General features: G+C 69.3%; 20 protein-coding genes. 12 read left to right on the top strand and 8 right to left on the bottom strand.

Translation table 11 applies throughout. The features are described from left to right. Nucleotides 1–106 precede the first annotated feature (106 nt). The 3 genes from Vlu01_RS13670 to Vlu01_RS13680 form a co-directional block, all read right to left on the bottom strand. Nucleotides 107–1,639, bottom strand: coding sequence for a glycosyltransferase family 87 protein (locus Vlu01_RS13670; protein ID WP_203998673.1), 1,533 nt, complete (start codon nt 1,637–1,639; stop codon nt 107–109). 185 nt (nt 1,640–1,824) lie between these two features. Continuing rightward, entirely contained in the window at nt 1,825–4,689 is a 2,865-nt protein-coding gene (locus Vlu01_RS13675) for a transglycosylase domain-containing protein (RefSeq protein WP_203998675.1), read from the bottom strand. A gap of 196 nt (nt 4,690–4,885) precedes the next feature. After that, nucleotides 4,886–5,347: a DUF5318 domain-containing protein gene (locus Vlu01_RS13680; protein ID WP_203998677.1), complete on the bottom strand. Its 462-nt coding sequence runs from the start codon at nt 5,345–5,347 to the stop codon at nt 4,886–4,888. A gap of 173 nt (nt 5,348–5,520) precedes the next feature. Between Vlu01_RS13680 and Vlu01_RS13685 the strand changes: the two genes are divergently transcribed. Together Vlu01_RS13685 and Vlu01_RS13690 are read left to right on the top strand one after the other, a co-directional pair. Then, nucleotides 5,521–6,159, top strand: coding sequence for a PadR family transcriptional regulator (locus Vlu01_RS13685; RefSeq protein WP_203998681.1), 639 nt, complete (start codon nt 5,521–5,523; stop codon nt 6,157–6,159). A gap of 24 nt (nt 6,160–6,183) precedes the next feature. Further along, the gene (locus tag Vlu01_RS13690) at nt 6,184–7,263 is read left to right on the top strand and encodes an inositol-3-phosphate synthase (RefSeq protein ID WP_203998683.1); all 1,080 of its coding nucleotides are present in this window, start codon (nt 6,184–6,186) and stop codon (nt 7,261–7,263) included. A 71-nt stretch (nt 7,264–7,334) separates the two neighbouring features. Here Vlu01_RS13690 and Vlu01_RS13695 read toward each other — a convergent pair whose 3' ends face one another. The 3 genes from Vlu01_RS13695 to Vlu01_RS13705 all read right to left on the bottom strand — a co-directional run bounded on the left by Vlu01_RS13695 (nt 7,335) and on the right by Vlu01_RS13705 (nt 11,699). Next, nucleotides 7,335–7,814 carry a methylated-DNA--[protein]-cysteine S-methyltransferase gene (locus Vlu01_RS13695; protein ID WP_203998685.1) on the bottom strand — a complete coding sequence of 160 codons (480 nt, stop codon included), beginning with the start codon at nt 7,812–7,814 and terminating at the stop codon, nt 7,335–7,337. Between the two features lie 128 nt (nt 7,815–7,942). Beyond that, nucleotides 7,943–10,024, bottom strand: coding sequence for a S8 family serine peptidase (locus tag Vlu01_RS13700; protein WP_203998688.1), 2,082 nt, complete (start codon nt 10,022–10,024; stop codon nt 7,943–7,945). A 214-nt stretch (nt 10,025–10,238) separates the two neighbouring features. Then, nucleotides 10,239–11,699 carry a CCA tRNA nucleotidyltransferase gene (locus Vlu01_RS13705; protein WP_203998690.1) on the bottom strand — a complete coding sequence of 487 codons (1,461 nt, stop codon included), beginning with the start codon at nt 11,697–11,699 and terminating at the stop codon, nt 10,239–10,241. Between the two features lie 126 nt (nt 11,700–11,825). On the opposite strand from Vlu01_RS13705, the gene murJ reads away from it, so the two are divergent. From murJ to Vlu01_RS13740, 7 genes are all read left to right on the top strand, one after another. Next, nucleotides 11,826–13,577 (top strand): murein biosynthesis integral membrane protein MurJ, encoded by a 1,752-nt coding sequence (gene murJ, locus Vlu01_RS13710; RefSeq protein ID WP_203998693.1) that lies wholly within the window; start codon nt 11,826–11,828, stop codon nt 13,575–13,577. Between the two features lie 440 nt (nt 13,578–14,017). Beyond that, nucleotides 14,018–15,616, top strand: coding sequence for a protein kinase family protein (locus Vlu01_RS13715; RefSeq protein ID WP_203998696.1), 1,599 nt, complete (start codon nt 14,018–14,020; stop codon nt 15,614–15,616). A gap of 34 nt (nt 15,617–15,650) precedes the next feature. Continuing rightward, entirely contained in the window at nt 15,651–16,391 is a 741-nt protein-coding gene (gene sigM / locus Vlu01_RS13720) for an RNA polymerase sigma factor SigM (protein WP_203998699.1), read from the top strand. Continuing rightward, nucleotides 16,388–17,497: an RsmA family anti-sigma factor gene (locus tag Vlu01_RS13725; RefSeq protein ID WP_203998702.1), complete on the top strand. Its 1,110-nt coding sequence runs from the start codon at nt 16,388–16,390 to the stop codon at nt 17,495–17,497. The genes sigM and Vlu01_RS13725 overlap by 4 nt, the downstream gene beginning before the upstream one ends. A gap of 175 nt (nt 17,498–17,672) precedes the next feature. After that, on the top strand, nt 17,673–18,623 hold the full coding sequence (gene trxB, locus Vlu01_RS13730; RefSeq protein ID WP_203998704.1) for a thioredoxin-disulfide reductase: 951 nt from the start codon (nt 17,673–17,675) through the stop codon (nt 18,621–18,623). Nucleotides 18,624–18,654: 31 nt separating this feature from the next. Further along, nucleotides 18,655–18,978, top strand: a complete 324-nt coding sequence (trxA, locus tag Vlu01_RS13735) for a thioredoxin (protein WP_092381342.1) — start codon at nt 18,655–18,657, stop codon at nt 18,976–18,978. Between the two features lie 208 nt (nt 18,979–19,186). Continuing rightward, nucleotides 19,187–20,353: an N-acetylmuramoyl-L-alanine amidase gene (locus tag Vlu01_RS13740; protein ID WP_203998706.1), complete on the top strand. Its 1,167-nt coding sequence runs from the start codon at nt 19,187–19,189 to the stop codon at nt 20,351–20,353. A 14-nt stretch (nt 20,354–20,367) separates the two neighbouring features. On the opposite strand, the gene Vlu01_RS13745 is transcribed toward Vlu01_RS13740, so the two are convergent. Beyond that, nucleotides 20,368–21,033 (bottom strand): GNAT family N-acetyltransferase, encoded by a 666-nt coding sequence (locus tag Vlu01_RS13745; protein WP_099848413.1) that lies wholly within the window; start codon nt 21,031–21,033, stop codon nt 20,368–20,370. A gap of 319 nt (nt 21,034–21,352) precedes the next feature. Here Vlu01_RS13745 and Vlu01_RS13750 point away from each other — a divergent pair, with 319 nt between their 5' ends. Together Vlu01_RS13750 and Vlu01_RS13755 are read left to right on the top strand one after the other, a co-directional pair. Then, nucleotides 21,353–22,666, top strand: a complete 1,314-nt coding sequence (locus tag Vlu01_RS13750) for an aminotransferase-like domain-containing protein (protein ID WP_203998708.1) — start codon at nt 21,353–21,355, stop codon at nt 22,664–22,666. An 8-nt stretch (nt 22,667–22,674) separates the two neighbouring features. Next, nucleotides 22,675–23,664, top strand: coding sequence for a D-alanine--D-alanine ligase family protein (locus Vlu01_RS13755; protein WP_203998710.1), 990 nt, complete (start codon nt 22,675–22,677; stop codon nt 23,662–23,664). Between the two features lie 90 nt (nt 23,665–23,754). Here the strand turns inward: Vlu01_RS13755 and Vlu01_RS27560 are convergent, their stop codons facing one another. Further along, nucleotides 23,755–24,753, bottom strand: a complete 999-nt coding sequence (locus tag Vlu01_RS27560; protein ID WP_239095899.1) for a hypothetical protein — start codon at nt 24,751–24,753, stop codon at nt 23,755–23,757. 667 nt (nt 24,754–25,420) lie between these two features. Here Vlu01_RS27560 and Vlu01_RS13765 point away from each other — a divergent pair. Further along, nucleotides 25,421–26,155, top strand: coding sequence for an alpha/beta hydrolase (locus Vlu01_RS13765; protein ID WP_203998712.1), 735 nt, complete (start codon nt 25,421–25,423; stop codon nt 26,153–26,155). Nucleotides 26,156–26,241: the final 86 nt, after the last annotated feature.

Here is a 26,241-nt window from a genome sequence, read left to right on the forward strand (position 1 = left end):
CAGGCTTGATCCCTGCGCCGGGCGTGCTCCCCCGCAAACCCAGCGCCACCGGGCTCGTCTTGGACTTGCGCGTCTGTAGGTCTGCTGCTTCGGCAGCGCCAATCGGTCAGGTGGTGGTGGGTACGGGGGTGGGGGTGGGATCGGTGGTCTGGCGGCGGCTTCGCCATCGGTCCAGCCAGGGTGCGTCGGGGGTGCCGTCGAGCAGGCCGCCGTCCGGGTCGTCGGCGTAGGTGCGGCGTACCGCGTCCTGCTCCGGGTTCATGATCTCGCGTACGACCAGGACGACCAGGGCCACCACGGCGGCCAGGCGTAGGCTCGCGGCCAGCACGAAGACGCCCTCCGGGAAGACCGGCGTGCCGGTCGACGCGCCGAGCAGTTGGCCGTAGAAGGCGATGAAGTAGCAAACCTCGGCCAGCTGCCAGACGAGGAACGCACCCCACTTGGGTCGGGCGAGCACCACCAGGGGCAGCAGCCAAAGCACGAACTGCTGCGACCAGACCTTGCTGAAGATCAGGAAGGCGGCGACCACGAGGAAGGCGAGTTGGGCGAGCCGGGGACGCCGGGGCGCCAGCAGCGCCAGCGCGCCGATGCCGAGGCAGGCCAGCCCGAACAGGGCGTACGACAGGTTGTTGAGGGTGGGGATGTTGGCGTCGAGCCACTGGAATGGCCCGATGCTGGCGGGATCACCGAACTTCCCGTCCAGGTAGCGACCGATGTACCAGAAGGTGCCCCAGTCGATGGGACGGGTGGTGTTCAGCTCGAAGAACCGGTTCCAGTTGTCCCGGTACGGGATCGCCACCGGCAGGTTCACCAGCACCACGGTCACCGCGGCTGTGGCGATGGAGAGCAGCGCGGCTCGGAGGCGGTTGGCCCGTATCGCGAGCACCAGGATCGGTCCGAGGATGAACAACGGCCACATCTTCGCCGCGCCGCCGAGCCCGAGCAGCACTCCGGAGAGCACCACCATCATCGTGCCCTTGGGGCCCGGTCCGGAACGCGCCCAGGCCAGCAGACCGAGCGCGGCGAGCCCGATGGCCAGGAAGTCCCAGTTGACGGTGGCGGTGAGCAGTAGCGCGGGGGCGAGCGCGAAAAGCGCGGCGTCCCACGGGCGTCGACGGCGCAACGCCAGGATCACCGCCACGGTCACCACCGCCAGCGCCCCGAGCACGAGGGCGTTCAGGTTGTAGAACCACTGGCCCTGGTTCATGTCCGGGTTATCGACGCCGGCCGAGTGGACCGGCAACCCCAGCGCCCCCATGAAGTACCCGGTCAGCACCGGGTACTCCACCGGATGATCCCGGTAGGGCACCGCTCCCTCGTGAAGCCGCTCGGCGTAGTAGAGCGCGAGGACATCGGTGTAGCAGAAGCGGGTGTACTGCTCGTTGTCCGCCCACGCACCATCCTGGCAGGGTGACTTCTGCACCCAGTGCAGAGTCAGCGTGAGGCAGGTCAGCACCAGGACGATCCGCACCGCCGTCCAGAATCGATGCTCCGCACCGACCGGACGGTCGCGGGCGACCGCGTGGTCACCGAGCGGGCCGCCGATCAGCCCGGACAGCCCTCGGACGAAGCCGTCGGAGCGGGACGGGTGATCGGGGGCACCTGATCCATCGATGCCTGGCGTCGACTTCGTGCTCATGAACGTGCATCCTGCCGTATCCGTGGGGCGGGCAGAAGCCGAAACTCGGCCCTACCGACAGACCCTTCGATCCTCGGGGTTCTCGCCGGACCGAACCCGGAGCACAGCGACTCCGCAAGCATCGCGGCGTACAGCACTGCGGGCGGTCGGAGAGAGTCTCCGGCCGCCCGCGGTGTCAGCGGGATCTAGTCCCGGTTCGTGCTTCTTTGTGGCGTCAGGCCGCCGCCTTCACCACCCTGCCCTTGATCACGATCGGGTGGGGTGAACGGATTGTTGCCGCCGTTGTTGCCACCGCCAGGACCGTCGTTCCCGCCGCCGTTGTTGCCGCCGTTGTTCCCGCCATTGAGCTGGCAGAGGAGGTCGACCGGGTTGCAGTTCTGCTGATCGCTGCCGGGCGGGGGCGGTGGCGGGGGCGGCTCCTCGCCGTTGCCGGCGTCCTGATCACCGATCCCCGTGACATTGGGCAGGTTGGACGGGTCGTAGCCCTTCAAGGCGTCGTCCATGTACCGCTTCCACAGTGCGGCGGGGATGTTGCCACCGCCGACGTTGCTGCCGTTGCGGTCCACGATCGCCGGCTTCTTCGGGTCGCGGCTGCCGATCCAGACGGCGGTGGCCACGTTCTCGTCGTAGCCGACCATCCAGGCGTGAGCGTTCTTGTCAGTTTTGCCGTGCTGCCAGGTGCCGGTCTTACCTGCGGCCTGTCGGTTGCCGACCAGCGTCGCGTTGTTTCGGCCGGGGATCTCCTTGAGCACCGCGGTCACCTCGTCGGCGACCTCCGGCCGGATCACCTGCTGGGGCTTGAGCTTCTCGCCGGCACCGCGCACCTTGTCCCACTTTCCAGTGGCCTTGTTCTGCTTCTCCACCATCCGGACGAAGTGCGCCTTGTTGTACTTGCCCTTGTTGGCGAGGGTGGCCAGGCCGTTGGCGTGGTCCAGCACCGTGATCGGGTACTGGCCGAAGCCGATCACCCGGTCGAACTTGCTCGGTGCGAGATCCTTGGGCTTCTCCTTCGTCAGGTCGTAGACCTTGTGGTTGTCGTCCCATATGGTGCGGATGCCGGCGCGGCGGGCCATGTCGAGGACCTTGTCGGAACCGATGTCCTCGGTCACGTAGAAGAACGGCACGTTGTACGACTGCACCGTCGACTCCTGCAGGGTGCACCACTTGTTACAGGTTCGCTTGACATCCCGGCCAGCGTTCTGGATCGGATCCGCGTAGCCCTCCGGCTTGAACGGGGTGGCGTCCCAGTGCGACTTGACCGAGATCTCCGCGTCGATCGCCGCGGCCAGGGTGTAGACCTTGAACGACGAGCCCGGCGGATGGCCACCGACGAGGTTGCCGTTCTGATCCGTGTTGAGGCCGGCGTAGTCGAAGTCCGCGCCACTGTCACCGCCGTAGTAGGCGAGCACCCGACCGGTCTTCGGCTCGATGGAGACCACCGCCGCCATCAGGTTCTTCGGATGCCCCTTGAGCACCGATCCCTTGCGGTCCGGCGGGGCCGCCTCCTCCAGCGCCTTCTGCATCTTCGGGTCGATGGTGGTGGTGATCCGGTAGCCACCCTCACGCAGCTCGTCGACGCAGCTCGGCTTGCCCTCGGCACCGGAGTTGGAGCAGAGGCCCCACTCCTCCATCTCCTTGCGGACGTAGTTGATCACGTTGCCGCGCGGGGTGGCGACGCCGAAGCCGTTGTTCTTCTTCGACTTCTGCACCTTCGGGTACTCGGTCGGCCGCTCCGGCTTGCCCGGGGCGTTCAGCCAGCCCTCCTCGACCATCCCGTTGATGACGTACTCCCACCGGGCCTTCGCGTCGGGCTCGTTGACCTCCGGATCGAAGCCCTTGTGGGTGGCGCTGGCGACGGGCTGCTTGATCAGGGCGGCGAGCACCGCGCCCTGGGCCGGGGTGAGCTTCTTGGTGTTGGTGTTGAAGTACGTCTGGGCGGCCGCCTCGATGCCGTAGGCACCGCGACCGAAGTAGATCACGTTGAGGTAGTTCTCCATGATCTGCTTCTTGGTGAAGTTGTCGTTGAGCTTGGAGGCGAGGATCGCCTCCTTCACCTTCCGCGCGTAGCTGTCGTCTTGGAGGTTCTCGTAGGCGTTGCGCGCGTACTGCTGGGTGATGGTCGAGGCGCCCTGCTTGTCGCCGCCGGAGAGGTTGTTCCAGGCGGCACGGGCGATGCCCTTGTAGTCGACACCCGAGTGCCGGTAGAAGTTGCGGTCCTCTGCAGCGGCGACGGCGTTCTGCACGTGCTCGGGGATGCTGTCGATGGTGACGAAGGTGCGGTTCTCGTTGCCGAGCTTGGCCACCAGTGTCTTGCCGTCCTTGGCGTAGACGGTGGTGGAGAGCGGCAGCGGGATCTCCTTGGGCAGCACCACGTTCGTCGAGTAGTAGGTGAACCCGACGACGCCGATGCCGGCCAGCATGATGAACACCGCGAAGCCGGCGATCAGCATGTTCATCCGCTTACGCTTGCGGGCGCGGGCCGCCGCACCCGGGTCACGGCCACCTCGACCGGGCCCGGCTGGTCCACCCGGTCCACCGGGACCGCCCGGTCCGCCTGGACCTCCGACGCTCGCTCGGGCCACCGCACCGCGACCGCCGACACCACCCACGGACGCCGATCCGACGCTCGCGCGACCGGCCGACGCCGCACCGACGGCGGCAGCACCGACCGAGGCACGGCCGGGGCCGGCCGGCGAGACCGGCACCGAAGCACGGCCGGCGCGGCCCGGGGCGGGTGAGACCGGCACCGAGGCACGACCGGGACCGGCCGGCGAGACCGGCACCGAGGCACGGCCAGGGCCGGCCCGACCGACCGGGGCCGCACCGGTTGTTCCGCCACGTGGCGGAACGCTCGCCGAGCCACCGACCGAGGCACGTCCACCAACCGAGGCACGGGCCGACGGGCCCGATGCCTCCGGGCCGGTGGACCAGTTGACTCCGCGCGGTTCACCACCCGGGCGGCGGTACGCGTCGTCCGCCTGCCCCGGGTCGTCCTGACCCGGAATCCGGGCCCGACCACGCGAGGAGCTGGGATCGCCGTACGAGTTCATTCCTCACACCCTGCCGTCGCGGTGGGGCACGGTCGCGCCGCCACCGGTTTGCCGTGAGTTGTGACACCTGTCAACCCGGCACGGGGGTGCCGGGGTCGCGGTGTCAGATCCGTATCAATCGGACCATTCAGACCTACAAGCCGTCGGTAGCCCCAGCCGCGTGGCACGCGACCGGGGCCGGCCGATCGAGCTCGAATCACCGTTGTGCCTCTCGCCTTCGCCGGACACCCGTTCCATCGGCGGTCATGCCGCTCGCCTCACCATGCGCCGGGTCGCCGTCGGCGACGCCGGTCAGACCATCCCGCCCGAGCAGGTACTGCTCGATGAGATGGTTCCAGTCACAGCCGAGGCACACCTCCACCACAAAGACCTGGAACTCACGCAGCGTCATCGCCAGCATGGTCAGCTCCGCCACATTACGGGCTTGCCCGGCTGACTGCTTGAGTTCGTCTCCGTAAATGTAGTGGACGAGGGTCAGGTTTTCGCTGCGGCAGATCGGACACCGCTCATCGGTGGACTCGCCGTGGAATCGAGCCGCGTTCTTCAGGTAGGGCGATGCGTCGCACAGGTCATAGGTGCCGACGCGGCCGGCGAGGAGCTCACGCAGCGCCGCTCGCTTTCGGAGCGAGTAGTCGACGACCTGGCGCTGCGTACGCATGCGGGAAAGGGTACGCCGTCTGCTCTGACGAGGCGACCACCGTGACAATCGGTGACCGAAGGACATCAGAGCGGGGGTTTGCCCAGGCCGGCACGAGCCGCTACGGTGCGATGTATCGGTCCGATACATCGTGGCGGTTAGTGCTCCACGCACAGGGTAAGGGAGGGTGGCCGATGCTCGAACTCGCCATCCTCGGCCTGTTGCAGGAGGCCCCGATGCACGGCTATGAGCTACGCAAGGAGCTCCTGGCCAAGCTCGGTGCGATCCGCGCTGCCATCAGTTACGGCTCGCTCTATCCGACGCTGCGCCGGCTGCAGGCGGCGGGCTGGATCACCGAGGCCGACGAGACACCCGCCACCGCCGAGGAGGTTCCCGCGCTGACCAGCCGACGAGGTCGGGTGGTCTACGAAATCACCGCGGAAGGAAAAGAACGCTTCGCCCAGCTCATCGCACAGACCGGGCCGGAGACGTACGGCGACACCGGCTTCGGTGTGCACTTCGCGTTCTTTTCCCGAACCGACCGGGCGACCCGACTTCGCATCCTGGAAGGTCGCCGCCGCACGATCGAGGAACGTCGCGAAGGGCTTCGCGACATGCTGGGCCGGGCGGCCGAGCGCCTCGACGCGTACACCCTGGAGCTGCAGCGCCACGGCCTGGAGGCCTGTGAGCGTGAGGTCCGCTGGCTGGAGGAGCTCATCGCCAACGAGCGCTCCGGCCGTGCCCCGACGGTCCCGAACGACGGGACGGCCGGCGGCCCACGAGAAGACAACAGCCCGCCTCCGCCTGGCGAGACCAGGACAGAGCGGCCGTGACAGAGAAAGAAGGAGGCACACGCGATGGGCTCCGTCCGCGTCGCCATCGTCGGTGTGGGTAACTGCGCCTCGTCCCTGGTACAGGGCGTCGAGTACTACCGGAATGCCGACCCCAACGACCGCGTCCCGGGTCTCATGCACGTCACCTTCGGCGACTACCACGTCTCTGACGTGCAGTTCGTCGCGGCGTTCGATGTCGACGCCAAGAAGGTGGGCATGGACCTCGCGGAGGCGATCGTCGCCAGCGAGAACAACACCATCAAGCTCTGCGACGTGCCGCCGACCGGCGTCACCGTGCAGCGCGGCCCGACCTTCGACGGCCTCGGCCAGTACTACCGCGAGATCGTCGAGGAGTCGGACGCCACGCCGGTCGACGTGGCCAAGGCGCTGCGCGACGCGCAGGTCGACGTGGTCGTCTCGTACCTGCCGGTGGGCTCGGAGCAGGCCGACAAGTTCTACGCCCAGGCTGCGATCGACGCCGGCTGCGGGTTCGTCAACGCCCTGCCGGTCTTCATCGCCTCCGACCCCGAGTGGGCGCAGAAGTTCACCGACGCGGGCCTGCCGATCGTCGGCGACGACATCAAGAGCCAGGTCGGTGCCACCATCGTGCACCGTGCCCTGGCGAAGCTCTTCGAGGACCGGGGCGTCGAGCTGCTGCGTACGTACCAGCTCAACTTCGGCGGCAACATGGACTTCATGAACATGTTGGAGCGCAACCGCCTGGTCTCGAAGAAGATCTCGAAGACCCAGTCGGTGACCTCCCAGGTGCCGCACGAGATGGCCAAGAGCGACGTGCACATCGGCCCGTCCGACCACGTGCCGTGGCTCGACGACCGCAAGTGGGCCTACATCCGCCTGGAGGGCCGCTCGTTCGGTGACACCCCGCTCAACGCCGAGCTGAAGCTTGAGGTGTGGGACTCGCCGAACTCGGCCGGTGTCATCATCGACGCCGTCCGGGCCGCCAAGATCGCCCTGGACCGGAAGATCGGTGGCCCGATCCTGTCCGCGTCGTCGTACTTCATGAAGTCCCCGCCCGTGCAGTACGCCGACCACGACGCGCACGCCGCCGTCGAGGCGTTCATCGCCGGCGAGGTCGAGCGCTGAGCCGCTGACCACCAGCACCGGTGAGGGCTGGGTCCGTTGCGGGCCCGGCCCTCACCGTCGCTTTGGACTGATCAGGACCAGGCGCGCTGCAGGGCCACCCGGGCCTCCAACTCCAGGAGTTTGATTTTCCGGTCCAGGCCGCCACCGAAGCCGACCAGCTTCCCACCGGCCCCGATGATGCGGTGACACGGCACGATCACCGGGATCGGGTTGCGGTTGCAGGCCACCCCGACCGCTCGGGCCGCTCCGGGATCACCGACCCGCCGGGCGACCTCGCCATAGGTCAGTGTCTCGCCGTACGGAATGCGGGTCATCTCCCGCCACACCGCCCGCTCGAAGTCGGAGCCGCGTGGCACGCTCACCGGTACGCCGAAGCCGGTCAACTCCCCGGCGAAGTACGCCCGCAGTTCCGCCACCACGCGCCGGGAGGTCTCGTCGGCCGGTTCGGTGGCGGCGTCACCGACCGCGCCGAAGCGCGTCCCACAGACGCTGCCCCGGTCGGTGGCCACGGAGAACTCCCCGATCGGGGAGTCGAGCACCGTCCAACGCATCTCACCATTGTCCACCCGACAGCAGCTCGAACTCAGGGTGGCGTGCGGTGCCCGGGAAGGCCGAAGCCCGCCGGAGCGTCCCGAGCTGTCGGGTGCTCCGGCGGGCGCCGGGTCGGATCGCGTACGAATCAGGCGGCGGAGACGGTGAACTTCTCGCCCTTGCCCAGCCCCAGTTCGAAGGCGGTCCACTTGATGTTCTTGTTCGAGATGAGCTTGCTGGTGCCGGACGCCCCGGCGGAGACCGCCTGGTTGTCGCTGGCCCGGAAGAAGACCGTCCCGTCGCCGTTGTAGTCGACGAAGTCGAAGGTCTGCCAGAGTCCGACCGTCTTGCTGCTGGCGACCAGCGGCTTGGTGCCCTTGCTCGCCGCGGTCACGTACCGGCCGTTGGACAACGCCTTGAGGCCGAAGAAGCCGTCGCCCTGGTTGACGATCTGGAACTTCGCCGACTTGGTGACGGTCTTGCTGCTGGCCACCAGTGGCTTGGTGGTGCTGGCAGCCACCACGTACTTGTTGTTGGCCTTGGACCTGATGCTGATCACCGGCGCCGGTGCTTCAAGGGTGAACTTCTCGTTGGTGCCGATACTGGTCCGGTTCGCCCGGAGCACCGAGGTACCGGTCTTCGACGCCGTCACGTACTTCCCGTTGGTCTTGGCCTTGAGACTGATCTTGCCGTCGGTGTGGTTCACGATGGTGAACTTGGCCGGGGTGACGATCGTCTTGTGGCTGGCGATCAGCGGCTTGGTGCCCTTGCTCGGTGCCACCACATAGCGGCCGGTCTGCTTCGAGCGCAGCGCGACCAGGCCACCACCGGCGTTGACGATGTCGAACCGCTGCGCAGTTCCCATGCTCTTGCCGTTGTTCACCAGAGCCTTCTTGGTGCTGGCAGCGGTGACGTACTTGCCGTTCGAGAGGGCCTTCAGGCCGTACGCGTTGCGGACCGGGGTCACCGAACCCACCGTCAGCAGCCGGTCCATCGAGCCCTTGGTGTCGTACACCACGCCGGCGATGCCGGTGGTGACGATCCGGTCGCGCACCTGCTTCGGCTTCCAGGTGGGGTTGGTGTGCAGCAGCAGGGCCGCCGCGCCCGCCACGTGGGGAGCCGCCATCGAGGTGCCGCTGTATCCGACGCTGCCGGTGTTGTTGTCGTGGCGGGCCGACACGATGCTGACCCCGGGGGCGAACACGTCGACGCACTTGCCGTAGTTCGAGAACCAGGCACGCATGTCGACCCGGTCGGTAGCGCCCACGGTGATGGCGTCCGGTACCCGCGCCGGCGACGCCTTGCAGGCGTCCATCCACGCGTTACCGGCGGCGATCGCGTAGGTGATGCCGGAGTTGATGGAGCGCTTGACCGCCTCGTCGATCGACGGGATGGCCGTCACGTCGCCGAGGCTCACGTTGGCAACGGCCGGCTTCTTGGCGTTCGTGGTCACCCAGTTGATGCCGGCGAGGACCTGCTCGGTGGTGCCGTAGCCCTCGCAGTCGAGCACCCGTACGCCGACCAGCTTGACGGCCTTGGCCACGCCGTACTTGGCGCCGCCGACGGTGCCGGCGACGTGCGTGCCGTGACCGTTGCAGTCCCCGTTCGCGTTGGCCTTGACCGCCGCTCCCGGATCCGGCTCGGTGGGCTCTGCCGGCGGCGGGTCGATCGCGTCGTACCCCATGGTGGCGCGTCCGCCGAAGTCCTGGTGCTTGACGTTGATGCCGGTGTCCAGGATGTACGCGGTGACCTTGCTGCCGGTGTTCGGGTACTTGTAGGTCTTGTTCAGCTTCGCCGAGGCCTGGTCGAGGCGGTCGAGGCCCCACGAGGGCGGGCTGCTCTGGGTCGCGTTGGCCGACAGCCGCCGGACCTGCTCGACGTAGGCGACGGCGGGGTTGGCGGCCAGCTTCTCCGCCTGACGCTTGTTCATGGTGGCCGAGTAGCCGGTGAGGGCGTTGCCGAACACCAGCCGGACGGTGCCGCCGTTGGCGCGGGTCAACGCCGACGCAGCCGCCCGGACCGAACTGTAGGTGGCCCCGCGGTCCTTGAGCACGACGATGTAACGGTCCGGCACGACTCCGGCTCCGGTGGTGCCGAGCACCTCGGGCCGAGCCTGGTCGGACGGGGCTGCCGTCGCGGCACCGCCGGAGACGACGCCGATGATGGACGAGGCGGTGGCGAGGGCGAGCCCCGCCACCGCCGAGCGGCGCAGAACGCCACGGCGTTTCACTATGGGTAACCCCCGTCGGGTCGTCGACCGTGTTCCATGGACGGTCGGACAAACATTGGATGGTCCGGCTCCGGCCTGACGGCAGCGGCGCTGACGGACGTTCCAACATCATGAATGGATGCCGGCGAGCGCGCGTCAGCTTTTCGGTCGAAACGTCGGCGTCTCGTCGTATCGACGATCAAGGCGTGCGATCCAGGGTGGACGAGGGCTGCGGTCAGCTGAGAATGCCCTCGTCGCGGGCCCAGCGCAGCAACTCCACCTCGGCGGTGTCGCGGTCCAACGGTCCACGCTCCAGCCGCAGATCCTTCAGGTGCTTCCAGGCCCGTCCCACCACCGGACCGGGTGGCACACCCAGCAGCTCCATGATGGCGTTTCCGTCGAGGTCGGGTCGGACCCGGGCGAGGTCCTCCTCGGCGGCGATCCGGGCGATCCGCTCCTCCAGCGCGTCGTAGTCCGCCGCGAGCTGGGCCGCCTTCCGCCGGTTTCGGGTGGTGCAGTCCGATCGGGTCAGCTTGTGCAGCCGGGGCAGCAGGTCACCGGCGTCGGTGACGTACCGACGCACCGCCGAGTCGGTCCACTCACCCCGGCCGTACCCGTAGAAACGCAGGTGCAGCGCGACCAACGCGGTGACCTTCGCGGTGACGTCCTTGGGGTAGCGCAGCGCCTTCATCCGCGCCTTGGTCAGTCGGGCGCCGACCACCTCGTGGTGGTGGAAGCTGACCCGGCCGTCCGGGCCGATCGCCTTCGTCCCCGGCTTGCCCACGTCGTGCATCAGCGCGGCCATCCGGAGGATGAAGTCCGGTCCGTCCTCCTCGTACGAGACGGCGTTGCGGATCACCGTGAGAGTGTGCTCGTAGACGTCCTTGTGCTGGGCGTGCTCGTCGATCTCCAGCTTGAGCCCGGTCAGCTCCGGCAGGAAACGCTCGGCCAGGCCGGTGTCGACCAGCAGCCGCAGGCCGGTGATCGGATCGGCGCCGCAGAGCAGCTTGGTGAACTCGTCACGGATCCGTTCGGCGGTGATCCGGTCCAGGTCGGTCGCCATCCTGGTCATCGCCGCCCGCACGTCCGGGTGGACCGCGAAGCGCAGTTGCGCGGCGAAGCGGGCGGCCCGCAGCATCCGCAGTGGGTCGTCGCCGAACGACTCGGCTGGTGTGCCGGGGGTGCGCACGATCTTCGCGGCCAGGTCGGCCAGGCCACCGTACGGGTCGGTGAACCGGTGCTCGGGGAGGCTGACCGCCATCGCGTTGACGGTGAAGTCCCGCCGTCGCAGGTCCTCGGTGAGGCTGGTCCCGTAGGCGACCACCGGGTTACGACTCACCTGGTCGTACGACTCGGCGCGGAACGTGGTGATCTCCAGGCGCAGGCCGCCGCGTTGGCAGCCGATGGTGCCGAACTCGCGGCCGGTCTCCCAGATCGCCTCGGCCCAGCCCCGCACGATGTCCAGCGTCTGGTCGGGGTGTGCGTCGGTGCAGAAGTCGAGATCTTCACCGAGCCGGCCGAGCAGCGCGTCGCGGACGGAACCGCCCACGAGATGCAGTTCGTGACCAGCGGCGGCGAACCGGCGGCCCAGCTCGTCGGCCACCGGGGAGACCCGGAGCAGTTCGGCGACGGCGTTGCGCTGAGCGGCGGTGAGATCGCGGCGGTCGGTGGCGTGGGATGCGGCGGCTTCGGACATCGGATCCGCAGCCTATCGGTCCTGGCCCGCATCTCCTCCGCCGGGCGCGGGTAACGGGCGGGAGTTGACTAAGGTCTGTGGCGTGTGGGCCGGTGCCGGCTCCGGCGTACCCCCTTGGAGGCACAGATGAGCGGCGGGCTCTACCGCAGCGCGAACGCCCAGCAGGGCGGCGCGCCCGGCGGCCGGTCGGACGACGGAGCCACGTTCATCTCTGCGGAGCCGCTCAACCAGCCCGCGATGGAGTCGGTCGCACCCCCGCAGGAGCAGGTGGCGGAGGGCAGCGCCGCCGCGAACAGCGCCATCATGGCCCTGGGCAGCCTGGTCAGTCGGGGTACCGGCTTTCTGCGCAACCTGGTCATCGGCGCCGCTCTCGGCGGTGCGCTGGTGGGCGACGCCTACACCACCGCTCAGATCCTGCCGGGGATGGTCTACGAGTTCCTGCTCGGCGGCATCCTCACCAGCGTGCTGATCCCGGTGCTGGTGCGTCGGCGCAAGGCGGACGCCGACGGCGGTCAGGCGTACGCGCAACGGTTGCTGACCCTGGCGCTGCTCGCGCTGGGTGCCGCCGCCGTGCTCGCGGTCGCTCTTGCCGCGCCGCTGACCTGGCTGTACGGCGCGAACGAGTCCGCAGCCGGTTACTCCGGACTGGTCACCGCCCTGGCCCGGCTCATGCTGCCGATGATTTTCTTCTCCGGCCTGAGCGCGCTGATCAGCGCGGTGCTCAACACCCGGGGCCACTTCGCCGCGCCGATGTGGGCACCGATCCTGAACAACCTGGTCGTCATCGGTACCGCCGGCCTCTACATCGCCATCTTCGGCGCCGACATCGTCGAGCCCGATGAGATGACGACCGGCCGGGTCCTGCTCATCGGCGGCGGCACCCTGGTCGGCGTGGCCGTCCAGGTCGCCGGCCTGTTGCCGGCGCTGCGCAAGGTCGGGTTCCGGTGGAAGCTCCGCTTCGACTTCCGCAAGCTCGGTCTGGCCGAGCTGGGGCGGCTCGGCGCCTGGATGATCTGCTACGTCGCGGTCAGCCAGCTCGGCCTCATCGTGTTGTTCAACCTGCTGAACCGCGCGGGCAAGGAGAACGCCGCCGGTCCGCTGATCTACAACAACGTCTTCCTGCTGTTGATGACCGCACACGGCATCATCGCGGTGTCGATCATCACCGCGCTGATGCCTCGGATGAGCGCCGCCGCCGCCGACGGCCGGTACGCCGACCTCGCCGCCGACCTGTCCCGGGGTACCCGGACGGTTTCCGCCGTACTGGCCCCGATCGCGGTCTGCTACGCCGTGCTGGCCACCCCGATCGCATTCACGCTGTTCCGGTGGGGCGCGTTCACCGAGGACAACGCCACCGCTACTTCCCTGGTGCTGCTCGCCGCCGCGCTCGCGCTGGTGCCCTTCGCGATCAGCCAGTTGTTCACCTTCGCCTTCTACGCCTTGCCGGACACCCGGACCCCGGCACTGATCAACATCCCGGTCGTGGCGCTCCGGATCGGGGTGCAGATCGCCCTGTTCGCCATCTTCTCGGCGAGTTTCGTCGGGGCGGGGATGATGATCGGTAACGCGATCTCGTATCTGGCGGCGGCGATCGGTTCGGCCTGGCTGCTGCGTCCCCGAGTCGGCCGCATCGGGTTGGGCGCGATCCTGCGTACCCTCGGCCGGGTCCTCGTGGCGGCGCTGGGCGCCGCCCTGGCCGGCCTGTTGGTGGTGGCCGTGCTGCCCGGTGACGACACGCCGACGCGGCTGGAGGCGATGGTGCAGCTGGTGGTCGGTGGCGCGGTGATCGGGGGTACCTACCTCGGCCTGGCGACCGTGCTGCGGATCTCCGAGATCACCGAGGTGGTCGGTATGGTCCGCCGTCGACTCGGACGCTGACCCGACCCGGTCGACGTGCACCCAGAGTCACCGCGGATCACCAGGCTGGGGATGCGCCTGTGGATAACTCCGCGCGCCGCCGCTCAACTAGCGGATCAGCCTGTGGATAACCAGCCGGACGGCCGAGCATGCCCGGCTGTTTGACGGGGAATCTGGCGCTGCCGAATCCGCTGATGAGACCGGTCCCGCCCCGGCCGGCACCGATTGTGGTCAACCTCTAGATTGACTGGTACATGTACCAGCAACGGGGCCGACAACGGTGGTAACGGGACGCGCCGACCGACTGCTGACCCCACCGTCACCGTACGGCGGGAAGATGACATGTCGGGGATCGGGGCATCCCGGGTAAGGTCGCACTCGACGGGTACGGCAGACACCGGCGCGCGGCACCGTGCTGCGACCGGCCGGCCGGTACCAGACGAAGGCGGAGCGGGAAGCAGATGCCCAGCAGCGCGGGTCCATCGATCGACACGATCACCGAGGGAGGACGGGTGACCCAGGTCGGCGAGGGTCAGGACGCGGACGAGACCACTCCGCCGGTCATGACCTTCGGTGCTCCGACGGCCGGTGAGATCCTCGCCGAACGTTACGAACTGGTCGAGCACATCAACAACGACAGCGCGGGGCGTCTGGTCTGGCGTGGGGTCGACGTCGTGTTGCGCCGGCCTGTCGCGGTCGTCATGCGCTACCCGGGCGGCGACTCCGCCACGGAGATGCTTCAGGCCGCGGTCGCCGCCAGCCGGGTCGTCCACCCCAACCTGGTCGGCGTGTACGACGCCATCGACGAGGCCGAGCGGGCCTACGTGGTGCGCGAGTGGGTCGACGGTCAGTCCCTGCGGGATCTCGTCTCGGGCGGGCCGTTGGACGCCGCTCGCGCGACCGCGGTCGGTAACTCCGTCGCCAGTGCCCTGGCCGCCGTGCACGCCACCGGCATGGTGCACGGCAACGTGCACCCCGGCACGGTGATGATCAGTGACGACGGTCGGGTGGTGCTCGCGGACGCCCGCACCGACGGTGACGACAGCCAGGAGAGCGACGTCCGGGCGGTCGGGGGCATCCTCTACTTCGCGATGACCGGCTACTGGCCACACGCCGAGGTGCCACTGCGCGGCGCGACCGCCGGGCACGGTCGAGCCGCCATTCCGGATGCGGTACGCGACGCCAACGGGGCCGTTGCGGCACCACGTCAGGTCCGGGCCGGTGTTCCGGCCTACCTGGACGACCTGACCATGGATCTACTCGACGCCGAGATCGCCCCGCCCCCGTCGGACGTCCTGACAGCGGAGCTGGCCCGGCTCGACGTTCCCGACGACGACTACCTCGACAACAGCGGCCCGCTGCGGTTCACCGGTGAGACCGGCGAGGAGCCGTCACCGTTGGCCGTGGCCGGCGGGCGCAAGGTCGCCCTGGGCATCGCCGGGCTGCTGGCGGTGGCCCTGATCGGGCTTCTCATCGGGATCAGCACCCTCGGCGACGACAACGAGGACCCGCAGACCAGCCCGGTCGCAGCGCCGACATCGAGTGCGCCGGTGAGCGAGGAGCCGGCGGCACCCGCGGTCCGGAACCTCAAGATCAGCAATGCTCGCATCATTGACCCCGACAGCCGCAACCGCAGCGAGGTCCGCGACGCTGAGAAGGTCTTCGACGGCGACCAGGACAACGGCTGGTCAACAGAGACCTACCCGAGCAGCAACTTCGGCAACTTCAAGCGAGGCATGGGCGTCTGGATCGACCTCGGTGCCGAGCGGACCGTCAAGTCGGTGCAGGTGAGCCTCTCCGACCGGGGTGCCTCGGCGGAGCTGCTCACCGGCACGATCGACGCCCCGTCGTCCACTTCGGGCGATGAGCAGGTGCTCACGGCGTACCTGAAGAACAAGATCGGGCAGCCCTTCGAGACGCACGACGGCACCACGATGACCTTCAACGGCTTCGACGCCGACCAGAAGTACCGGTACCTGCTGTTCTGGATCACGGAGCTGCCGCCGAACAACAACGGCTTCAAGGTCGGTGTCCAGGAGATCACGGTCCAGGGATCATGAGATACCAGCACGGCGGCAGCCACCGGGCCGGGTGATGGGGGTACGCGACGCCGGCCGCAACCACATGAGCGCCGCCTCCGTGGACGACACGGTCAGCGACCTCGATCTGCTGCGCGCCCATGTGGCCGGCGATCGGGACGCCTTCGCCGAGCTGTTCCGCCGTCACCGCGACCGGCTCTGGGCGGTCGCCCTGCGTACGCTCGGCGACCGTGAGGAGGCTGCAGACGCCCTCCAGGACGCGTTGCTGTCCGCCCATCGCGCGGCCGACCGGTTCCGGGGTGACTCGGCGGTCACCACCTGGCTGCACCGGATCGTGGTCAACGCCTGCCTCGACCGGATCCGTCGCCGACAGGCGCATCCGACGGTGCCGTTGCCCGACGGGCTCCAAGGCTCGGAGGACGGTCCCGCCACCGGCGGCGTGGAGCCGGCCGCACCGGTACGCGACCACGACACCGCGATGGTGATCCGGGACGCCCTGGCCGCGTTACCGCTGGAGCAACGGGCCGCACTCGTTCTGGTGGACGTGCAGGGCTACCCGGTCGCCGAGGTCGCCCGAATCCTCGGGGTCGCCGAGGGAACGGTGAAGAGTCGCTGCGCCCGGGGTCGGGCCCGGCTCGCAGTCCTGCTCGGCCACCTGAGGCCCGGAAGCGGGCCGACGGGCGTTTCCAGACCGAACGTGCCGGAGGTCACCGGCGGGAACCCGACAGTGCCATCGGGCGTCCGATCGGGGTCGGGGCGGTCCCGGCCGGCCGCCAACCAGCAGGAGGAAGCGTGAGCACCGGGGAGTTCAGCGAGGTCGACCACGACCTGCTCGCCGACTACCTCGGCGGCGCGCTGGACGGCACCGCCGAGCATGCTGAGATCACCCGCCTGGTCGCGCAGGACCCGGCCTGGGCTCACGCCCACGCTCTGCTGGCCCCGGCCCTCGACAGTGTCCGGGCCGAGCTGGCCGGGTGGGGTGAGCCGACGCCCGAGCTCCCGCCGGAGATCACTGAGCGGATCAGCGCCGCCCTCGCCGGCGCACCTCCTCTCGCCACCTCGACCGTCGAGGTCGCGCCGGCCACGGCAGCGGGGGACACCGGGGGTGTGACGCCCGACGGTGATTCGGGCGTGGACGACCCCGGTGGCGACGCCGGCTCGGAGGAGACTGGCGGGAAGGTGGCGCTCGTACCGGCCCAGCCGCTGGGCGGGCCGCGGCGACCCGGCGGGCCGCTCCGACCGGGACAGGATCGAACCGCCCCGTCGCGGCCCGGTCGGCGACGTCGGCGCTGGGCCCGGGTGGCCGGGCCGGTCGCGCTTGCCGCCGCCGCCGTGGTCGGGTTGGGCGCGCTCCAGCTGTTCCAGCCGCGTCAAGGTGGCGAGGTCACCACCGACACCGCCCTGAACGATCGGGTCGTCAGTCCTGCGGCACCGCCCGCGTACTCGCCGGACTCCGTTGGGCCGGCCAGCACCAAAGCGGCACCCGGACGTGCCTCCGCGGCGGCCACCGCACCGTACCGGGTGATCGGCCCCCCTCAGCGCAGCGGCACCGACTACACACCTGAGGCGCTGGCCCGCATGACGCCGAGCATCAGGCAGTTCTCCAGCAGTGACGATCCGGGGGTCGGCGCGGAGAGCCAGGAGCGGTTGCCCGCCCCCGGTGACCTGACCCGGCTCAGCGAGCAGACGGCGTTGAGCGCCTGCCTCGCGGAGATCGGCGCCGAGCACGGCGCAGGGCCACTGGTCTTCGACGTCATCGACTACGCCCGATTCCAAGGGCTACCGGCGCTGGTCCTCCAGTTCACCGACGCGTCCGGGACGAACTGGGCGTGGGTCTCCGGCCCGGAGTGTGGTGTACCTGGATCCGGCTCGGACGCCCGTTACCGTACGCGGGTAGGGTGATTCCACGGTCGCTGGACGTTTGGCTGTCCACGTGACCTCACCCACCGAGTGACCGGCTCGGGAATCCCCGCTTCGTACGATGACGTTCTGCACATCAGTAGCCGCCGCGTCGGCACTCGGATCGACATCGGCCCCGTACGCCGGTGGCGACAGTCAACACGATTGGGAGACGGCAGTGGACGAGGTCCGCAACCTGGTCATCATCGGCTCCGGGCCGGCCGGTTACACAGCGGCGGTCTACGCGGCGCGTGCCAACCTCAAGCCTCTGGTGATCGAGGGCGTACAGTCCGGCGGCGCGCTGATGACCACCACCGAAGTGGAGAACTTCCCCGGATTCGCGGATGGCATCCTCGGCCCCGAGCTGATGGACAACATGCGTAAGCAGGCCGAGCGGTTCGGTGCCGAGTTCCTGACCGACGACGTCACGCGGGTCGAGTTGCGCGAGACCGGTCAGCCGGGCACCGCGAGCACCATCTGGGTCGGCGAGACCGCGTACCAGGCCCGGGCCGTGATCCTCGCCACGGGTTCCGCCTGGCGTCCGCTCGGCGTGCCTGGTGAGCAGGAGTATCTCGGCCACGGCGTCTCTTCCTGCGCCACCTGTGACGGCTTCTTCTTCCGCAACCAGCACATCGTGGTCGTCGGCGGTGGTGACTCGGCGATGGAGGAGGCCAGCTTCCTGACCCGCTTCGCCGACTCGGTGACGATCCTCCACCGCCGGGACTCGTTCCGGGCAAGCAAGATCATGGCTGAGCGGGCGCTGAGCAACGACAAGATCAAGGTCGAGTGGAACACCGTGGTGGAGGAGGTGCTCGGTGCGGACGGCAAGGTGTCCGGCGTCCGGGTACGCAACGTCCACACCGGCGAGGTCAAGGTGCTCGACGTCACCGGCGTGTTCGTGGCGATCGGCCACGACCCGCGCAGCGAACTGTTCCGCGGGCAGGTGGAGATGGACGACGAGGGGTACGTGAAGGTGCAGTCCCCCAGCACCCGGACCAGCATCCCCGGTGTCTTCGCCGCCGGTGACCTGGTCGACCACACGTACCGGCAGGCGATCACCGCGGCCGGAACCGGCTGCGCGGCCGCCCTGGACGCGGAACGCTTCATCGCCACGCTGCCCAAGGGCTGAACCAGAAACATCGGAGGAGGAGGGGTCAACAGTGGGAGCAACCAAGTCGGTCACCGACGCGAGCTTCGCCGCAGACGTGCTGAAGTCCGACAAGCCGGTCCTGGTGGATTTCTGGGCCGAGTGGTGCGGTCCGTGCCGCAAGGTGTCGCCGCTGCTGGAGGAGATCGCCGGCGAGATGGGCGACCAGGTCAGCATCGTCAAGCTCAACATCGACGAGAACCCGGAAACCGCCCGGGCCTACCGTGTGATGTCGGTGCCGACCCTGACCGTGTTCAAGAACGGTGAGCCGGTGCAGTCGATCGCCGGCGCCAAGCCCAAGGGCGAACTGGTCAAGCTGATCGAATCGGCGCTCTGACCCCAACGACGACGTCCACGTCGACCCCGTCCCGGGCGCACCGGGACGGGGTCGACGCCTTTTTCGTCGCCCTCCACCCCTACGGATCGCCCAGCGCATAACCTCGAACGGGGGCCGCCGGACGCCGGTGAGCACCTGGTCCCCGCCAGCGACACCCACTCGTCGTCGGCGGGGCCCGGCAGCCACCACCGTTCAGAGGGGGTCGTGCGTGCGTCCGATCCGTCCCGGTGACCGGGGCCCCGCAGTGACCGAGATCCGGGCGGTGCTGACCGGCCTCGACCTGCTGTCCAAGGCGACCGGCCCGCACAGCGACGAGTTCGATTCGGCCACCGAACGGGCGGTCCGTGCGTTCCAGCAGTCGCGGGGCCTCAGCGTCGACGGCCGGGTCGGTGCCGAGACCTGGCGGGCGCTCGACGCCGCCCGCTGGCGGCTGGGCGCCCGCACCCTCTACCACGCGGTGCCGGTCCCGCTGACCGGAGAGGATGTCCGGTCGCTGCAGGAACGGCTGCTGGAGATGGGATACGACACCGGCCGAGCCGATGCCATCTACGGCATCCGCACCTCCCGGGCGGTGGCGCAGTTCCAGCGTGAGGTGGGACTTGTCCCCGACGGCACCTGCGGGCCGCACACCATGGGCGCCCTGCGCCGGCTGGGTCGCAAGGTGGTCGGCGGTCGGCCGCAGTGGTTGCGCGAGTCCGACGCCATCCGACAGTCCGGCCCGACCCTGGTCGGGCGGACCGTGGTGATCGACCCTGGCCACGGCGGGACCGACCCGGGGGTGGTGGTGGCGGACGGCCCGCTGCGCTGGACCGAGGCAGATCTGATGCACGACCTGGCCAGCCGGTTGGAAGGGCGCTTCGCCGCCTCCGGCGTGCGGGTGCAGCTCACCCGGGGGCCGTCGCCGGAAACCTGCCTGCCCGACATCGACCGGGCGCACCTGGCCAATTCGCTCAGTGCCGACGTGTTCATCTCGCTGCACACCGACGGACATGCCAACCCGTTGGCCGAGGGCGTCGCCACGTACCACTACGGCACCGACAACGGGGTGACCTCGGCAACCGGTGAACGGCTGGCCGGGCTGGTCCAGCGGGAAATCGTCGCGCGTACCGGACTGCGGGACTGCCGCACCCACGCCAAGGCATGGGACCTGCTCCGGATCACCCGGATGCCGGCGGTACGCGTCGAGGTCGGCTACCTCACCTCGCCGACGGACCGGGAACGGCTGATCGCCCCCCGGTTCCGGGACAAGCTGGTCGAGGCGATGGTGGCCGCGGTGCAGCGGATGTACCTGCCGATCGAACGCGACGTGCCGACCGGCTCGATCGACGTCAGCGAACTGCGGGCTGCGGTCGCCGCTGGCACCGTGGTGGACTGAGCGTCCGGTCGCGGTCAGCCGGCCGTGGAACGGGTGGCGGGTGTCGGCCGGACCGGGCGCAGCAGCGACTCCGGGCTCATCGAGCCGAGCAGCTTCTCCAACGCGTACTCGACGTCGGATTTCCAGCTCAACGCCGTCCGCAGTTCCAGCCGTAGCCGCGGGAACCGGGGATGCGGGCGAACCGTCTTGAAGCCCACTGAAAGGAAGAAGTCGGCGGGGGCCACGCAGGCACCACCCGGATCGGCGGAGTCGCCGAACTTCGCGTCGCCGAAGGCCTCGATCGCCTTGATCCCGCGCTTGGTCAGATCACGGGCCACCCCCTGCACCAGCATCCGGCCGAGGCCGCCGCCGGAGAACGCGGGCACCACGTTCGCCGTCATCAGCAGCGCCGCGTCGGCGGAGACCGGGGAGGTCGGGAAGGCCATGGAACGGGGGACGTAGGCCGGCGGGGCGTACATGACGAAGCCGGCCGGCATGCCGTCGACGTAGATCAGCTTGCCGCAGGAACCCCATTCGAGCAGGGTCTGCGAAACCCACGCTTCCTTCTCCAGCCCAGGGTCACCAGCGGCGCAGGCACGGTCGGCCGAAACCGGATCAAGCTCCCAGTAGACACACTGCCGGCAGGGACGGGGCAGGTCCTCCAGGGTGTCCAGGGTCAGGCTCACCAGACGTCGCGACATTGGCGCTTCCCCACACTAGGCTCGGAGGTGGGACGGACCCCGACGGTACCGCCGCCGAAGCGGCCCGGACGGCACCGCCGTGTTCCTGCCCCCGACGAGCGATCGTACGCCGCCGATCGGCCACAGGGGGAGAGTAAGGGTGAACGTCCACCTCAGCGGCGTCCGCCGAGGGTCCGGCATGTGGACGCCCGGACAATCGAGGGCGCGTCGGGGGCTGAACGGCGGCTAGGATCGACACTCGGCGCGCCGTGCCGCCATGGTCGCCGTCGTCCCGGGTATCCGGGGCCGGAGCCGTCCGAGCAGCCATCGGGGTGATGTGATGACCGGCACGACACTCGACGACTACACCGACCGGTACGCCCGCCGAGTGCGGGGAATGACCGCGTCGGAGATCCGGGCCCTGTTCGCGGTGGCCAGCCGACCGGAGGTCGTCTCCCTCGCCGGTGGTGCGCCGTACATCGCCGCGCTGCCGCTGGACGCCGTCGGCGAGATGCTCGGCCGGCTCGGTGCCGAGCAGGGCAGCACCACCCTGCAGTACGGCATCGGCCAGGGCACCCTGGAGCTGCGGGAGCGGATCTGCGAGGTGATGGCCCTCTCCGGCATCGACGCCGCCTGCGGTGCCTCGCCGGAGGACGTGGTGGTGACCGTGGGCGGGCAGCAGGCGCTGGACCTGGTGGCCCGCCTCTTCCTGGACCCGGGTGACGTGGTGCTCGCCGAGGGGCCGACCTATGTCGGCGCACTCGGGGTGTTCCAGGCCGCCCAGGCACAGGTCGTGCACGTGCCGATGGACGACGAGGGTCTGATCCCGGCGGCGTTGGAGCTCGCCATCGCGGAGCAGGCCCGTGCCGGACGCCGGGTCAAGTTCCTCTACACCATCCCCACCTTCCAGAACCCGACCGGCGTGACGCTGACCGAGCAACGGCGTGAACAGGTTCTCGACATCTGCGAGCGCGCCGGTCTGCTGGTGGTCGAAGACGATCCGTACGGCCAGTTGGGCTTCGAGAGCGAGGCGCCCGCGCCGCTGCGCGCACGGCGGCGGGACGGCGTTTTCTACCTCAGCACGTTCTCCAAGACGTTCGCGCCGGGGTTGCGGGTCGGCTGGATCCTCGCCCCCCACGCGGTACGCGACAAGCTGGTGATCGCCAGCGAGGCACAGATTCTCTGCCCCAGCGCGTACGCGCAGGCTGCCGTCAGCACGTACCTCGGCACCATGCCCTGGCGTGAGCAGCTGAAGGTTTACCGGGAGGTCTACCGGGAGCGTCGGGACGCGATGCTCACCGCACTGGAGGACCTGATGCCGGCCGGCACCCGCTGGACCGTGCCCGGGGGCGGGCTGTTTGTCTGGGCCACGTTGCCCGACGGGTTGGACTCGAAGGCGATGATGCCTCGGGCCATCGCCGCACGGGTGGCGTACGTGCCCGGCACCGGCTTCTATGCCGATGGCACCGGCAACGGTCACATCCGGCTCAACTTCTCCTTCCCGCCGCCGGAGCGGATCCGGGAGGGCGTCCGCCGGCTGGCCAGTGTGATGGAGCAGGACATCGCCATGCGGCGGGTGTTCGGCGCGGTCAGCGGGTCCGATGCCCGGCGAGGCCGGGCCGGCTCCGACACGCCAGGACCAGACTTGGCATGATGCCCGGCATGGGTGTCACCGCTGCCGAAGAATCCGCCGTGTCGGGATCCGAGACCACCGATCTTCATGTGCTCGTGCTCGCCGGTGGGCTGTCGTACGAACGTGACGTGTCGCTGCGTTCGGGCCGGCGGGTACTCGACGCGTTGCGCGCCGTCGGGATGCAGGCCGAGCTACGTGACGCTGATGTCGCCTTGCTGCCGGCCCTGACCGTGGACCCACCCGACGCCGTGGTGATCGCCCTGCACGGCGCTACCGGCGAGGACGGGTCGCTGCGGGGCGTCCTGGACCTGTGCGGCGTTCCGTACGTCGGATGTGACGCTCGGGCTTCCCGCCTCGCCTGGGACAAACCGTCGGCGAAGGCCGTGCTGCGTGAGGCCGGCATCGCCACCCCGGACTGGGTCGCGCTGCCGCACGACCGGTTCAGCGAACTCGGTGCGGTGGCGGTGCTGGATCGCATCGTCGACCGGTTGGGGCTACCGCTGATGGTGAAGCCCGCCCAGGGCGGTTCCGGTCTGGGCGCCGCCGTGGTCCGGGACGCGGCGTCGCTGCCGGCTGCCATGGTGGGTTGTTTCGCGTACGACTCGACAGCGCTCGTCGAACGGTACGTGCCCGGCATGGACGTGGCGGTTTCCGTCGTCGACCTGGGAGAGGGGCCGCAGGCGCTCCCGGCCGTGGAGATCGTGCCCCGCAACGGGGTGTACGACTACGCGGCCCGCTACACCGCCGGCCGGACCACCTGGCACACCCCGGCGCGTCTGGAGCCCACAGTCGCCGAATCGGTGGCCCAGGTTGCCCTGGCCGCCCATGCCGCCCTCGGCCTGCGTGACCTCAGCCGGGTCGATCTGATAGTCGACTCGGACGGTCAGCCGCACGTACTCGAGGTCAACGTCTCGCCGGGCATGACCGAGACGTCGCTGTTGCCGCTCGCGGTCCAGGCCGCCGGTCTCGACTTCGGACGCATGATCGGCAACCTGGTCGCCCGCGCCGCGGCCCGCTGATCCCCACGGACCCAACGCCACAATCCCCGGCGTACGGCGGCCCACCGATCCGCGACCAGGGCGATCGGTGGGCGTAGCGATCCAGCGCGTTCAGTCGGACTCGGTGGGCCCGGTGGGTCCAGCCGTATCGGTGGGTTCGGCGGTCGGGGTGGGAGCGGCGGTTCCGGTGGGCGCGGCCCGTGACCCGCGGCCGGCGCTCTCGATGTGCGGACCCGGTGTGCTGTGAGTCGGCTGCGTCACCGGTTCAGGGCGATCCTCGGCCACGTCCGCAGCCGACGCTCCCGGCGGCACCGCGTCGGTCTCCTGTTCCGTTGTCGGACCACTCACGGCCCCTGAGACGGTCTCCCCCGAGGGGGTCTCTTCGGCAACCGTTTCGGCTGGGGCCGGCGCGGCTGACGACTCCAGGTTGACCCCGACGCCCGGCGCGTCGGGTGGCTCAGCCGTCTCGCCGATGGCGTCCAGGAGCGACCCGCCTTCTGTCGGCGTCGTCTCGGCCGGCGAAGCCGACTGCGCAGCCAGGCTGGACGGTGCCTGCCACTGGATGCGGGGTGGTTCGGCGAGCGGTCGCCCACCGAACTCGGCCAGCCAGGCCGCAACGAGCGCGAGGTTCTCCCGCCACTGTTCCTCCGATATCGGCGGCAGGATCGAGTCCCAGAGCGACAGGAAGGTCCCACGGAGTTGGAGCCGGCCGTACGGCCGGGCGAGGAACCACATGTGGAGATGGGCGGAACCGTCGCCCCAACGGTTGACGTGCACCCGGGCCACCCCGTCCAGGGAGCGGATGGCCCGTTCGAGGCGTACCGTCATCACGCCCAACTCGGCGGCGAGCAGGTTCGGTAGGTCGCCGAGATCGAGGTGCGACCGTGACTCCAGGATGAGGACCATGGGCAGTCCGGTTGGCCGGTCCATGGCCCGCACACGCCACCGTTCACCGACCCAGATGTATGCCTCGTCGGGTGCCAGGCAGGCGGTGCATTCCCGGTGAGCCTCGCCCTTGCGGGGCGGCTCGACAGAAACTGGATCGGCGAGTGGCTTGACTCGGATGTCGCCCTCGAAGGGGAAGGACGGCCACTGGGTGAAGTCCGGGATTGAGGGAGGGGTGTCTTGCACGACGCTGACCCTAACCGAGTCCGGGACCAGTGTCCCTCCCCGAATCAGGTTCGGCTCTCCGAGTGGGCCCGAATGACGGGGCGGGGAGCACCGAGGAGTTCTCCCCAGAGTTATCCACAGGCTGGCGGGTTGGCCGATTCTGCCCACGATCCCGGCTCAACAAGGGTTTTCGGCCAATGTTTCACGTGAAACACCGCGAGCCTGTGGACAACCGGTGTGGATAACGTCAGTGGCCCGACGCGACTCCGAGTGCGCCCGACGTACGCTGCGAACCCCACCGGCGAGTCGGCGGTTTCACGTGAAACCGAGCGCCGATCTCGCCGACGCCAGCGGGTGGGAACTTCGGTCGCGTCCCGTTTCACGTGAAACACCACACCTGCGCAGCCGCGTGGGTTGCGTGAGCGGCGAGCTCCATCGCACGCCCTGATCCTGCGTAACTTCTCCGTGGCGACCGTCACCGGGACCTGGCTGCAGGAAAACCGTTGGCGGATCAAAGCGGCCCGCTGCTAGTTTCCCGACGGCCGTGCGAGAGACCGAGGAGGTGGTACCCGTGAACGTTTCGAGATGGGTGCTCCCCTCTGGGGTCACGGTCGGGCGATAGGTCGTCCGGGAGCGCCGTTCACGAGCACTCCCGAAAGGCACGACCATGCGATTCATTACTGAGCAGCGCCTCGATGGCGGCGTCCTCGAGCGCACGTTCACGCTCGGCGAGATCCCCGGCGTCCTGTGGACGCCCGCAACCGCATCGGCGCCAGTCCCGCTGATCCTGCTCGGCCACCCACCGCTCGGACTGCGCACGATGCACCCCCGTCTGGCGGCGCGGGCCCGACATGCCACGGCGGAGGGCTTCGCGGCTGCCGCCATCGAGCTGCCCGGCAGCGGTGACCGGCCTCGTTGGGCCGCCGCCGAGCAGGCCCGCGCCGACCTGCGCCGGGTCACGGAGGCCGGCGAGCCGGTCAGCGACGAGATCATCAACGCCCTCGTCCTCCCGCTCGTCGACAAGGCGGTCCCGGAATCGCAGGCCGCTCTGGACGCCCTTCTGTCGCTGCCCGAGATCGGCGGCCCGGTCGGGTACTCGGGGGGAGTGATCTCCGTCGGCATCCGGCTTGCGGTGGTCGAGCCGCGCATCGTGGCCGCCGGCTTCTTCGCCGGAAGCTTCGTGCCGCGTGTCATGTTCGAGCAGGCCCGACGGGTCACCATTCCGCTGCATGTCCTCCTGCAGTGGGATGACGAAGGGAACGATCGGCAGGCGGCCCTGGACCTGTTCGACGCCTTCGGCTCCAAGGAGAAAACACTGCACGCCAACATGGGCGGGCACACCGGCGTCCCTCAGTTCGCGGGCGAGGACGCGACCAGGTTCTTCGCCCGGCATCTGCGCTAGGGCGCTGGGTCAGAAACGTTCACCGGGTTGCGGTATGTCGTGCCATAGCGATGGCCGGATAGGCCGACATGCCGCGAGCTACCCAG

Source organism: Micromonospora lutea (assembly GCF_016863535.1).
GTDB classification, from domain to species: Bacteria; Actinomycetota; Actinomycetes; order Mycobacteriales; family Micromonosporaceae; genus Micromonospora; species Micromonospora lutea.

Coding starts and splice junctions, on each gene's coding strand:
- Vlu01_RS13670 (WP_203998673.1), bottom strand. CDS start 1,639: ATGAGCACGAAGTCGACGCCAGGCATCGATGGATCAGGTGCCCCCGAT.
- Vlu01_RS13675 (WP_203998675.1), bottom strand. CDS start 4,689: ATGAACTCGTACGGCGATCCCAGCTCCTCGCGTGGTCGGGCCCGGATT.
- Vlu01_RS13680 (WP_203998677.1), bottom strand. CDS start 5,347: ATGCGTACGCAGCGCCAGGTCGTCGACTACTCGCTCCGAAAGCGAGCG.
- Vlu01_RS13685 (WP_203998681.1), top strand. CDS start 5,521: ATGCTCGAACTCGCCATCCTCGGCCTGTTGCAGGAGGCCCCGATGCAC.
- Vlu01_RS13690 (WP_203998683.1), top strand. CDS start 6,184: ATGGGCTCCGTCCGCGTCGCCATCGTCGGTGTGGGTAACTGCGCCTCG.
- Vlu01_RS13695 (WP_203998685.1), bottom strand. CDS start 7,814: ATGCGTTGGACGGTGCTCGACTCCCCGATCGGGGAGTTCTCCGTGGCC.
- Vlu01_RS13705 (WP_203998690.1), bottom strand. CDS start 11,699: ATGTCCGAAGCCGCCGCATCCCACGCCACCGACCGCCGCGATCTCACC.
- murJ (WP_203998693.1), top strand. CDS start 11,826: ATGAGCGGCGGGCTCTACCGCAGCGCGAACGCCCAGCAGGGCGGCGCG.
- Vlu01_RS13715 (WP_203998696.1), top strand. CDS start 14,018: ATGCCCAGCAGCGCGGGTCCATCGATCGACACGATCACCGAGGGAGGA.
- sigM (WP_203998699.1), top strand. CDS start 15,651: ATGGGGGTACGCGACGCCGGCCGCAACCACATGAGCGCCGCCTCCGTG.
- Vlu01_RS13745 (WP_099848413.1), bottom strand. CDS start 21,033: ATGTCGCGACGTCTGGTGAGCCTGACCCTGGACACCCTGGAGGACCTG.
- Vlu01_RS13750 (WP_203998708.1), top strand. CDS start 21,353: ATGACCGGCACGACACTCGACGACTACACCGACCGGTACGCCCGCCGA.
- Vlu01_RS13755 (WP_203998710.1), top strand. CDS start 22,675: ATGGGTGTCACCGCTGCCGAAGAATCCGCCGTGTCGGGATCCGAGACC.
- Vlu01_RS13765 (WP_203998712.1), top strand. CDS start 25,421: ATGCGATTCATTACTGAGCAGCGCCTCGATGGCGGCGTCCTCGAGCGC.